Source organism: Nitrospirota bacterium (assembly GCA_040756155.1).
Taxonomy (GTDB): domain Bacteria; phylum Nitrospirota; class Thermodesulfovibrionia; order JACRGW01; family JBFLZU01; genus JBFLZU01.
The window spans coordinates 1-10,158 of the sequence record JBFLZU010000036.1 but is presented as its reverse complement, the minus strand read 5'-3'; the positions used below and the strand labels follow the sequence as shown (position 1 = coordinate 10,158).

The 10,158-nt window shown below is 37.7% G+C and carries 10 protein-coding genes; 5 read left to right on the top strand and 5 right to left on the bottom strand.

Features of this window, described 5'->3' with window-relative positions; all coding sequences use genetic code 11:
* The 3 genes from AB1488_03190 to AB1488_03180 all read right to left on the bottom strand — a co-directional run.
* Positions 1-698: hypothetical protein (locus AB1488_03190; GenBank protein ID MEW6409101.1), on the bottom strand; the 698-nt coding region annotated here is incomplete at its 3' end.
* A gap of 30 nt (positions 699-728) precedes the next feature.
* Entirely contained in the window at positions 729-2,312 is a 1,584-nt protein-coding gene (locus tag AB1488_03185; protein ID MEW6409100.1) for a 4Fe-4S binding protein, read from the bottom strand.
* Entirely contained in the window at positions 2,309-3,211 is a 903-nt protein-coding gene (locus AB1488_03180) for a DUF362 domain-containing protein (protein ID MEW6409099.1), read from the bottom strand. Before AB1488_03180 ends, AB1488_03185 begins: the two co-directional genes overlap by 4 nt.
* A gap of 59 nt (positions 3,212-3,270) precedes the next feature.
* Between AB1488_03180 and AB1488_03175 the strand changes: the two genes are divergently transcribed.
* Positions 3,271-4,020: a radical SAM protein gene (locus AB1488_03175; GenBank protein MEW6409098.1), complete on the top strand. Its 750-nt coding sequence runs from the start codon at positions 3,271-3,273 to the stop codon at positions 4,018-4,020.
* Here the strand turns inward: AB1488_03175 and AB1488_03170 are convergent.
* Together AB1488_03170 and AB1488_03165 are read right to left on the bottom strand one after the other, a co-directional pair.
* Positions 4,017-4,847, bottom strand: a complete 831-nt coding sequence (locus AB1488_03170; GenBank protein MEW6409097.1) for a TraB/GumN family protein — start codon at positions 4,845-4,847, stop codon at positions 4,017-4,019. The two genes, AB1488_03175 and AB1488_03170, sit on opposite strands and share 4 nt — an antisense overlap.
* A 21-nt stretch (positions 4,848-4,868) precedes the next feature.
* The gene (locus AB1488_03165; protein ID MEW6409096.1) at positions 4,869-5,723 is read right to left on the bottom strand and encodes a hypothetical protein; all 855 of its coding nucleotides are present in this window, start codon (positions 5,721-5,723) and stop codon (positions 4,869-4,871) included.
* Between the two features lie 197 nt (positions 5,724-5,920).
* Here AB1488_03165 and AB1488_03160 point away from each other — a divergent pair, with 197 nt between their 5' ends.
* The 4 genes from AB1488_03160 to AB1488_03145 all read left to right on the top strand — a co-directional run bounded on the left by AB1488_03160 (position 5,921) and on the right by AB1488_03145 (position 9,967).
* On the top strand, positions 5,921-6,067 hold the full coding sequence (locus AB1488_03160; GenBank protein ID MEW6409095.1) for a hypothetical protein: 147 nt from the start codon (positions 5,921-5,923) through the stop codon (positions 6,065-6,067).
* 41 nt (positions 6,068-6,108) lie between these two features.
* The gene (locus AB1488_03155; protein ID MEW6409094.1) at positions 6,109-7,971 is read left to right on the top strand and encodes a transglycosylase domain-containing protein; all 1,863 of its coding nucleotides are present in this window, start codon (positions 6,109-6,111) and stop codon (positions 7,969-7,971) included.
* Complete coding sequence (locus tag AB1488_03150) at positions 7,952-8,395, top strand: PIN domain-containing protein (protein ID MEW6409093.1); 444 nt, start codon at positions 7,952-7,954, stop codon at positions 8,393-8,395. Before AB1488_03155 ends, AB1488_03150 begins: the two co-directional genes overlap by 20 nt.
* 246 nt (positions 8,396-8,641) lie before the next feature.
* A complete protein-coding gene (locus tag AB1488_03145; protein ID MEW6409092.1) occupies positions 8,642-9,967 on the top strand; it encodes an ATP-binding protein in 1,326 nt (441 codons plus the stop codon).
* Positions 9,968-10,158: the final 191 nt, after the last annotated feature.

The window sequence follows — 10,158 nt, the reverse complement described above, 5'->3', positions numbered from 1 at the left end:
ACCGCAATTCCACCGCATACCGTCCTTATCCCCTTATAGACAGAATAGACATTGAGTATATCCCCTGGCATCCTTACGCTGAAACCTTCCTCCTTTTCCTTCAGAGCAAAATCCTCCCACGCACAGATTATCTTGAGTTCTTTTTCTTTAAGAAGGGGAAATATCCTCTTTACAACAACCCTCGGGAGACTGACCATCCTCACCCTTTTTGATTCCCTTACCGCCTTCACGATCGCCTCGATACCTTCTTTGGCTTCATATATGGTCATGTTGTTAAGCACATCTAATTCCTCTGAATGGATGATGTCTTTGTGCATGTTCGTGATACATCTGACACACCTGTTAAAACTTATTGAGCCTATATTTACAATCTCTCTTTCATTCCACCATACATTATATATAATACCGTCGAGGAAAACCTCTCCCTTCCGAACTATCTCGCCCTTGTAATTTCCCAGCATCTCAACTGATGTAAATATCACCTCTCCAACATCCATGTAGTCTTCTGCCTCATAAGGGTTGTTTATATATATCTTTACCGTTTTATCTTTAAGAAGTGGTCTAAGTCTTACAAAAATTAGACTATGTGGAAGGTTTATAAGGTCAACAGCCCGTTTTTTCTTTATCTCATCTTCTATGGCTTTTAAGCCTTGTTCTATCTTATATATTTCATCGACCTTCATCTCTAATATCGCCATTTCTTTACTCCCCAAATTGCACTATAAAAACTAATTACTTTTTGGTGTACCCCTATATCCCCCCAAGAGGATTTGATTCTCATTTGAGCGTGATTCTCCGATACTCGTAACATATATCGCAGGTTTATCTACCACAGGACACCTCGTCTCACATATCCCGCATCCTATACAAAGTTCAAGGTCTACCACTGGTTGTTTAATTGGCCTGACCCTACCTTCCCTGTTTCTTACCTTTGCTTCCTCAAACCATATAGCCTTCTTTGGTGTAGGACAGACTTCTTCACATACGATACAGTCTATCGCCTGAGCATAGGGAAGGCATCTGTTCTTATCAATAGCAGCAAGTCCTATTTTAACCTTTACCTTCTCACTTAATTCAAGTCTTTTTATCGCCTCTGTAGGGCAGACCTGTCCACAGAGGGTACAGCGGTATTCGCAGTAACCAAGCCTTGGCACAAGCATTGGAGACCAGATACCTTCCAGACCTGCCTCAAACAGGGTCGGCTGCAAACCATTTGTTATACAGACCTTCATACACTCTCCACACTTAACACACCTTTTCAGAAACTCTCCCTCTGGTAGTGCCCCTGGAGGACGAATCAGCACAGGATTTGAAAAACCTGCCTTTAAAAAAGGGCTTACCTTAAATAGCGGGATAGCTATGACACCTGATAAGGCAGAGACTACCACTCTTCTCCTGCCGAGGTCTATGCCCTGCCTGACACCTCCTTTGAGAAAAAAACCAAAATTAACTGCATTATCAGGACAGATATCGTCACAGTTAAGGCAATAAATACACTCAGCCTTCTTCCACTCTTCTTTCTTATGGGGATTAGTTCCTCCCTGGCAGACCATGTTACATAAATTACAGGAATTACACCCTTCAGAGACCTTCCTGTTTAGTAAAGAATACCTTGAAAATAGACCGAGAAGAGCACCGAGCGGACAGAGGAATTTACACCAGAATCTCTTCTCGGAGAGATTTAGAAGTAATATACCAATAAATATACTCCCGATAAAGAGATTCTGGCTAAAGATTGGCTGTTGAAAGGACAACAGAGTTTTCTTAAGGATAGAATAGATAGGTTCGGTAACATTGCTTATGGAACCTCCATGAAGATAAACCGTGTCAAAAAAGAAACGGATAGCATAATTGAAAAGTGGGTATATACTTATCGAGAGTGAACGGATAAGAAGAGATATTGGATCCATTATCCCCACAAGTTGAAGTGTAAAAAGTGAGGAAAAAAGAAGAAAAACGAGTATGTAATATTTGATCTTATTCCAGTCTTTCTTTTCTGTTTTCCACTTCTCACTTTTTACTTCCCACCTTCCAATTATGTTATTCAAGGTTCCAAGCGGGCATACCCATCCGCAGAAGACCCTTCCAAGAATAATTGTAAGCATAATAATGAAAAGGGAAAGAAAGAACCATTTTGCTACAGAGTGTGCAGAAAGGAGTGTCGTGACAAATACAAGGGGATCAAAATCAAGAAATAGCTTTACAGGATAGCCAAGTTCATCTTTCCCTTTTGATTCGGTCTGTAAAAAGAGATATAGAAAAAGGAGAAGGAATATACCTTGAGAAACCCTACGAATGTTGCTTGCTTTCATACAGAGAACTTTTTGACCGTTAGTTTACTAATATCCATCTCTCCGAGTCCTGACTGAGCAGATATACGGACATAGCCAAGATCAGAGCCCTTGAGACCAAAGAGCGTAGCACCACATGAATCTACAGCCACCTGATCAACCCCTACTATTACTGTATCTATTTTCTTTACATCTTCAAGGCTACCACCCTGAGGACCATTTGCAATAAGTATTCTTACCGCATCAAGTATGGTGAGTGTTGGTTTTATAACAGTAGCAATATCCACAAGACTTTCGTCGAGTCTCTGATGTATCTGCCTTCTAAATCCTCCCATTATCCCCATCCAGTTTTTCATCGCCATCGTGAGCTTTGCGAGACTGTGATGCTTCGCTACAGGGATATTTATCACCTTGTCTGCTTCAAGTATCTCTGTATAAAGCGGCCACGATTTAAGTGCCTGTCCATTAATCTTTATCTCGCTGAACTTCCTGTCATCTATGTGACTTACCTCTGCACCAACCTTTTTTGATGCATCTGCGATCCCGCTCTGGACATAGCACCGCCTCGCATCGTTTACAGTCCTGTCAAAGACCTTGACATTCTTTGCACCTGCCTCATAACAGAGCCTCACAACTGTAGAGACGACCTCCGGGTTCGTGTTAGCAGCGTATTCAGGTGTTCTGTCGAATCCGATATTTGGCTTTACTACCACAATGTCTCCCCTCGATATAAATCTCCTCATACCACCGATAGCATCGATAGCAGCTATTGTAATTTTTGAGGGAGATGCACCCTCTACAACAACGAGGTCTGGAATTTTTGATGCAGAGGCACTTTCTGAGAGTATATCAAGAGTGTTAGGAACAGTTAATCCTATACCAGTTGCCACAGTAAATCTCAGAAATTCCCGTCGGTTCATAATTTCCTCCTGTATTTTACACAGATTTATTATAATAATAACATAACATATTCCTATAGATGATAGTCAGAAAAATCTATATCAAAAGCATCCTAACAAAAACAGGGATAGAGGGCTATGATTACTGTCTTAATCCCTATGTCGGTTGTGCACACGCATGCAGATATTGTTATGCCACATTTATCAAACGATTCACAGGACATACAGAGCCGTGGGGGGGATTTGTGGATGCTAAGATAAATGCCCCTTCTGTGCTGGAGAGACAGTTGAAAACAATACGTTCAGGCTCTGTTCTCATAGGAACAGTCACAGACCCATACCAGCCCCTTGAGAAAAGATACCTGATCACCCGAAGGTGTCTTGAAAGACTGATAAACAACAATCTCTCAATCTCAATCCTGACGAAATCTCCTCTCGTAATTAGAGATATTGATTTAATAAAAAAGGTTAATTGCAGCGTTGGCATTACCATAACCACAGATAGGGAAGATATAAAGAGGATCTTTGAGCCATATGCACCTCCACTTTCTTTAAGGCTAAAGGCACTCGAAACCCTCCATAAAGAAGGAATATCAACATATGCATTCATCGGTCCTGTCCTGCCACAGAACCCTGAAAGGCTTGCAAATAGTCTTGCTGGAAAGGTCAACAGCGTGATAATAGACAGAATGAATTATCAGAGAAAGGTTTTATGGATATACAGAAAATACATGATGGAAGAGATACTCTCTGAAGAATATTTCCAGATGTGCGTGAAAACCATCACTGAGGCATTAAAAAGCGACTCTATTGAGGTAACGGTTATTTAAACTTTATATCCATCTTCAAGAAGCATCTTTTTGATTCCCTGTATATGTGTTATTCCTACAAACACAATAGCATTTCCTTTCTCTAAGAATGCCTTCATCCTTTCATATAGTATCGGGTCCCGCCTGTCTATTATAGACTCGCAGCGGGTTGGAAATTCTCTGGCAGCAGACATTAATACCTCTAAGTCTCCTCTTAGATAATGTTTTACATAGTCATACGTATATTCACTCCATTGTCCTATTTTTTTAATAAAATTTACAATTCTTTCAAGAGGTATTCCCTCTAAGGCTTCTATCTGTTCCTCTATCTTTTCAAGATGATAAACATCCTTACCCACTTGTTTGGCTATGTTAAAGGCATCTACATCCATCGTATACTTCCAGCCTCTTTTCTTTAAATAATGAAACCAGATGTTAAAGAAAGCCAACCATGGCCTTTGTCCCCTAATCTGATAGTATAGCAGGTCACCAGACCCTACCTTAAAAATATCCATATAAGAGGTAAATGAACTAAGACCACTAAAAGGATATCCAAGTTCTTTGTTGATTTTAATAATTGTCTGAACATCTAGAGCATCATAGAAAGATGGGTTTTCACCTCCTCCTGAACCCTGCTCTACTACAGTGCTCATTGAACTTTCGTCGAGGGGACCTTCTAATAAAACAGTATTTACATTGCTTATATATCTGGTTAGCGATTTTTTGAAGCTATATGGAAAGATATGTGCAGTGCCTACTAAATACGATTTTCTCCTATTCTTTTCGATTTCCCATATCATCTTGAGGTCTTTTTCTTTCGAAAATATCCCCTTAACTGTCATTTTCATTTTCTTTTGTGTTCCAGAGATTCATAATTTTGATTCTAGTTCCCTTATCAATTTAAGTGGTTTAGTATGTCCACTAAAGTATTCACAAAATTCATATCTGAGAAAGGGAACACCACCCCATTTCTCCTTGAATCTCCTTATTCCTTCATTTACCCCAAGCCCTAAATTAATATAAGTTTTATCCTGTTCTTTAGCAAGATTTATCATCTCAAGAAATAGGAGATCTGATGCTCGAGGAACATAGTTTTTCTTAGAATGACAGCCAACCACATAAGTTGCGAATTTTTCTGCAGCGAGTTCAATTATATAAAAGGCTGATAAATTCTTTCTTTTATCCCATGCGGTTAAAACGATAGCGGTCTTTGAACGGGTGACATATTCTGGCATACTGAAAAATAGTTCTCTAACTCGAGGAGACGGTTTTTCTCTTTCTATGAATTCTGATATAAGTTTTTTGTGTTCTTTTGAAATCTCCTTGACTCTCTCAATGGTTAATTCCATAGATGCTTTTTTAACTATACGCCTTAAATCTTTTTTAATTTCCATCCCCTGTAAATCAAGTCTATAGTATTCGTCACTTTCTCTTTCCCGGCATGATTTAATCAATGAATGGGGCACCTCAGGAGCGATAAACCATGTATACTCAGGCTGGAATCTTTTAATAACATCGTTCAGTATTCCTTCAATATCTTCATTTGTAAAATCATAACTTAACGGGTATCCAACAAAGATCAGCCAGTTATCTTTTGAGAAGCAAATATAATCTTCTTTTATTAAAAATGGTTCTCCTTTTGATATCAGAGCCATCAAACTGACTATGTGCTCTGGCACATATGCCTTGCTCAATATGTATTCTTCCTCTTCAGGCGAAATCATATATGAACCTTTATCTATTCTTGTTAATTTTACCTTAAAAAGGTGTAAAAAAGGAATTAGATGATGACGATAGTGACATTTCGAGGGGTTCGTATAGATTTTGGCTTTTGTTTGGATTATAAAAGTGGTAAAATCAACAGAGCATGAAACTGCAAAACATCTGTCCGAGGGATTGTGGATAGGGAGATTGAAGGTTTATGGAAGTCTTAAACGAGGCAGACACAAGGGCAAAACTTATAGACCCCAGGCTTCAGCGGGAAGAACTCTTAAAGCTATACGATGAAACAGAAAAGGAACTTGAAGAAATGAAACCTGTCTGCGTGTCCGCACAGGCAGACAGGTAATTTTAAGGAAGGCGTTTAGAGGGGAGTTGTAATAAAGTTGTATGGCTTTACACAAATTGATTAAACTTCCGCAGTTATCTATAGCCATTTCTGCTGATGAACAACCTGTGGGATTCGTATATACAGAATATAGAATTAATGCTTTGTATGAAGAACTACCAAAGCACTTAATACAAGCTGTTATAAGTGCTGAAGATAAGAGATTCTTTTTTCATAGGGGATTTGACCCGATAGCATTGCTACGAGCTTTTTGGAAAAATCTTAAATATTTCTCAATCGTGCAAGGTGGAAGTACTATAACACAACAGTTAGCAAGGGTTGCAATTATACGTTCAAACAAAAGAACGCTAAAAAGAAAACTATTAGAGCTTATAACAGCTATTAATATTGAAAGAATTGCTACTAAAAAAGAAATATTAGAAGCTTATTTGAATGCTATTTATCTAGGGCATAATATTTTTGGTGTAAAAATAGCGGCTTGGAAATATTTTAACAAAGATGTCTCTGACTTAGATTTAAATGAATCAGCATATTTAGCAGGATTGATTCGAGCACCTAACAGATATTGTTTATCACAAAGTGAAGAACTTGTAAATAAACGCAAAGATAAAATTCTTGAATTAATGCATAAAAATAATTTTATAAGCAAGGAAGTTCTTATAAAGCATAAGGCTAATAGTGTTGTACCTTCATATTTTCAGAAACCTTATGCATTCAGCAGTTATCCGGATACAAATGGTTATTATCTTGATTATGTGAAAAAATATTTACTTAAGAACCATGCCGATCTTTTCCCTTTTAGGCAAATGATTATCAGAACTACTTTTGACAGAAAATGCCAAACTGCAATTGACCAAACAGTTAAAGAAATTGCCTCTAATAATAGGATACAAAAAATTTGCTGTTTAATACTGGATAAGAATAACGGAGGAGTCAAAGCAATAAGGAGTGGGATAGACTGTGAATCTGAATATTTCAATACCGCCATTAACGGGTATTTGCAGCCTGGTTCCACTATTAAGCCTTTTATTTTAGCAGAAGCTCTGAATCAAGGCTTTTCTTTGGAAAGTAAATTTGAGTCTAAAAAATTGTGCATTGATATAGCAGGCTGGAAAAAGTGGGAGGTTAAAAATTTTAATGACATCTATAGAGGAAGGATTTCTTTAGCTGAGGCACTAATATACTCCGATAATACAGTTTTTGCACAACTGATATTGCATTTGAATATGGATAAACTTAAAGAATTTTTAAAAAGAGTTGGAATAGATGTAGGAATCCCCACACCTGCTTTAGCTACTGGCGCTACAAGCAAAGGGGTTTCACCTTTGCAAGTTGCTGCATCATATACAGTTTTTTCAAATAGAGGATATTATTTGCCACCAACCCCAATAATTGAACTTAAAACTATTACTGGAGAGAACCTGTTTAAATCAAAATTGACTCCTTGCTATGTTCTCGACAATAGTATTGCAGGCGAAATAGATGATGTGTTAAAAAGGGTTGTCGCAGAAGGTACCGGAATTTTTAGAAATCTCACTGTTTCAGACCTTAGAGCAAAAACTGGAACAACAAATACTGACTCTTGGTATGTTAGCTATGATGATAAAAATCATTTACTTACATGGGTAGGGGAAAAATCAAATTATGAGTGTAATAGACCTGAACAAAGTCATACATTTCCACGGCCAACAGATAAAGAAACGGAGTGCGGATGCAGAAACCCGGAAAAAGCAATTACGGCGAAGCAACTTGCCAAAAAAATTTGGTATTATCTTCAGCACTTCGATAATTTTTCTCATTTTGGAGAGGTTGCTAAAGGTGTTGATAGGCTGAAGCCAGAAGATGCTGCAAGGTTAGAGGGTTATTTTTTGCCATGGGGACGATATGGGAATCTATATAGTTGATACTCAAGCTACAGTATGGTTTCTAACTGATAAGCAACGCCTTGGAATTGAAGCACGTAAGGCATTAAATGATCCTAAATCACAAATTTATATTTCACATCTTGTGTTTGATGAAATAAGGCACAAATTTGAGAGATTCAAAAAAGGAGATCGCAATAAAACAATAGGATTGCCTCCTATAATTTGTTGGCTTATATCAAAAAAATCTAAGAATGTAAAATTAAAGAAGCAATTATCTTCAGAGGATATTGAAAAGTTAAAAAGTAAATATCCTGACTTAAGAAAATTGCAGAAAGTAGATATGGAATTATGTGCAATTCAATTACTTTTGAATGAACGATACCCCCGAACTGAGGTTAGAATAATTACAAGTGATAACCAGATCAGAAAAATTTCTATAAATGAACTTAGAACTTGTTGGTAAGGTATTACTATTTACATGGTCCAAAAATGAAGATTTTTATTAATATTCATCTAAAGGAACAGAATGCCCAAAACCAATAACCGCAAACTCACATCCCCACAGTCTCTGAACTCTTATCCTTCGACTATGCTCAGGACAGGCATCAAATCCATCTGCGATATTATGCGAGGTCGGGCAGGGGGCGTTGCAATATGGTATTATTTATGATACCATATTAGTATCAAAACGGTATCATAGAGGAAACCTTTGAATAAAGGGATAATAAAAGAGGCAATAAAGGAGTTTCAGGAAGGAGAACTTCCAGAATTACTTCCGAGGGAAGTTGATATACCTTTATCTTCCCAGAAGATTATAGCTATTGTTGGACCACGAAGAAGTGGCAAGACCTATCTCTTATTTTCAGTGATAAAAAGGTTGCTCTATCAAGGCATTTCACCAGAGCAGATTATATACCTAAACTTTGACGATCCAAGGCTTTTGCCCTGTGACGCTAATGGCATAGAACTGATTTTGCAAGCCTACAGGGAGCTTTGTCCAGAACATTTAAAAAAGCACAATTATTTATTCCTTGACGAAATCCAGAATGTGAAGGATTGGGAATTAGGAGTGAGAAGGATTTATGATACCAGAAGATTTAGAATCTTTTTAACAGGCTCTTCATCTAAGTTTTTGAGTAAAGAGATTGCAACCCAGTTAAGGGGAAGGGCAATCAGTTTTGAAATCCTCCCCTTCTCTTTTAGGGAAATCCTTTCCGCAAAAGGTATCAAACTGGATAAAAATATTGCTTATTCAACGGAGCGGTTTTCTATTAACAAATATCTGGATGAATATCTCAAGACAGGCGGTTTTCCAGAGGTTGTGCTGGAAGAAAACCTGGATTTAAGATTGAGGATACTCAAGGAATATCTTGAAACGATGTTTTTCAGGGACCTCGTTGAACGTTATCATATCAGAAATCAACCGTTATTGAGGGAGTTGGTGAAATTTCTAACGACCAGTACTGCGAGCGTCTTTTCACTTAATGCCTTCTATAGATGGATAAAAGGGACTTACCCTGTAACAAAAAGGACATTATTGAATTATGTTTCCTATCTTGAAGACACAGGACTTTTCTTCCTTGTAAGAAGGTTTTCCTATTCCTTGAAAGAACAGGCGCAAAGGCCGAGGAAGTGTTACATTGTAGATAATGGCTTAAGGAATGCCTATGGTTTCAAATTCAGTGAGAATGAAGGGAAGAATTTAGAAAATACTGTATTTTTGGAGCTACAGCATCGTAAGGCAATGAATCCTCTTATGGAGATATTCTACTGGCAGGATTATAAGAAGAGAGAAGTGGATTTTGTAGTCAGACGAGGCAAAGACATACAGGAACTCATTCAAGTTTGTGCTAAAATTAACGATTTCAGAGTTAAAGAGAGAGAAACTACTGCTCTATCAAAGGCAGCAGGGAAGTTAAAATGTAATAATCTATCAGTTATAACCCTTGATTACGAAAAGGAAGAAAAAGTCAATGGAGAGAAAATAGTCTTTAAATCACTCTGGAAATGGTTAATTGAGAAGGATGCGATATGAAAGGTAAAAACAACCGCAAACTTACATCTCCCCAATCTCTGAACTCTCATCAATGTTTGCTGAGGGGGAATTCTTTGTATAACAAACCAGACGGACGGAGCGGAGGAAAAATATATTTTGGTTGACTTGCATAAATTTAGTTTGCTAATATACCACAATTTTACCCGGGGGGTGATCATATGGCTACCAAA

What these genes read in the sequence shown, in the direction of transcription:
- AB1488_03180 (MEW6409099.1), bottom strand. Translation starts at nt 3,211, where the DNA reads ATGAACCGACGGGAATTTCTGAGATTTACTGTGGCAACTGGTATAGGA.
- AB1488_03185 (MEW6409100.1), bottom strand. Translation starts at nt 2,312, where the DNA reads ATGAAAGCAAGCAACATTCGTAGGGTTTCTCAAGGTATATTCCTTCTC.
- AB1488_03155 (MEW6409094.1), top strand. Translation starts at nt 6,109, where the DNA reads ATGGCTTTACACAAATTGATTAAACTTCCGCAGTTATCTATAGCCATT.
- AB1488_03160 (MEW6409095.1), top strand. Translation starts at nt 5,921, where the DNA reads ATGGAAGTCTTAAACGAGGCAGACACAAGGGCAAAACTTATAGACCCC.
- AB1488_03150 (MEW6409093.1), top strand. Translation starts at nt 7,952, where the DNA reads ATGGGAATCTATATAGTTGATACTCAAGCTACAGTATGGTTTCTAACT.
- AB1488_03170 (MEW6409097.1), bottom strand. Translation starts at nt 4,847, where the DNA reads ATGAAAATGACAGTTAAGGGGATATTTTCGAAAGAAAAAGACCTCAAG.
- AB1488_03165 (MEW6409096.1), bottom strand. Translation starts at nt 5,723, where the DNA reads ATGATTTCGCCTGAAGAGGAAGAATACATATTGAGCAAGGCATATGTG.
- AB1488_03175 (MEW6409098.1), top strand. Translation starts at nt 3,271, where the DNA reads ATGATAGTCAGAAAAATCTATATCAAAAGCATCCTAACAAAAACAGGG.